The sequence below is a fragment of the Streptomyces sp. NPDC036815 genome, assembly GCF_055609205.1.
Map to the genome: position 1 here is coordinate 1 of NZ_JBVJPW010000056.1, position 1,069 is coordinate 1,069.

The 1,069-nt window shown below is 66.7% G+C and carries 1 protein-coding gene; it reads left to right on the top strand.

The window, feature by feature from the left end:
• Nucleotides 1-232 precede the first annotated feature (232 nt).
• On the top strand, nucleotides 233-1,069 hold an 837-nt coding region (locus ACZ69I_RS39015; RefSeq protein ID WP_470837267.1), incomplete at its 3' end, for an IS5 family transposase.

Consider the following 1,069-nt stretch of genomic DNA (forward strand, 5'->3'; position numbering starts at 1 on the left):
AGAGGTCGTTTTCACCTGGGGTATGCGGATATCTAGCTGTTTGCGGAGGGCGATGGTCTGGTGTCGATGGGGCTGACAGGCCGACTGCGATTGTCGGTTCGGATGGTGTGGCGTCCGGGGCAGGAGCCGTCTTGCGCCTGTCTCATTCCAGGACGCCCACTCCTGTTCCGTGCTTCCGCACGGCCGGACGCACACCTGGGCGCACGCCCCGGTTCGGCGGTACGCCGATGTCATGACGGAACGCCGTGCGTATCCGAGTGATCTGTCCGATGCCCGCTGGGAGTTGATCGAGCCGGTGCTGGCCGCCTGGCGCTTAGAGCGCCGCGGCCGGACCCTGGACTTCGCCCGGCCGCCGCGGCATGACCTGCGCGAGATCATGAATGCGATCCTGTATGTGGACCGCACCGGCTGCCAGTGGGCCTATCTCCCGCACGACTTCCCGCCCTGGCAGTCGGTCTATGGCTACTTCGCCAAGTGGCAGAAGGACGGCATCTTCGCCCAGCTCAACGGTCTGCTGCGGGAGTTAGTACGCCAGCAGGAAGGGCGCGACAAACACCCGTCAGCCTGTGTGATCGACGCGCAGAGCGTGAAGACTTCCACCAGCGTCCCCACCACCAGCCAGGGCATCGACGCGGCCAAGAAGATCGTGGGCCGCAAACGCAGCATCATCACCGACACGCTCGGCCTGCTGCTGGCGGTGCTGGTCACTGCGGCCGGTGTCCAGGACTCCACGGCCGGCCGCGTCCTCCTCGAGCAGACCGCTGGCGACCACCCCGGCCTGCGCAAGGTGTGGGTCGACGGCGGCTATCGCAAACACTTCATCGAGCACGCCGCCACCCTCGGCATCGATCTGGAGATCGTCCAACGTGCCCCTGGAGACCGGGGTTTCACGCCGATCCCGAAGCGCTGGGCTGTCGAGCGCACCTACGGCTGGCTGATGCTCCACCGCCGCCTGACCCGCGACTACGAAACCCTGCCGCCGCGTTCCGAAGCCATGATCCACCTCGCCATGACCGACCTCATGGCCCGCCGCCTCACCGGCGAGAACACCATCTCCTGGCGCGACCCG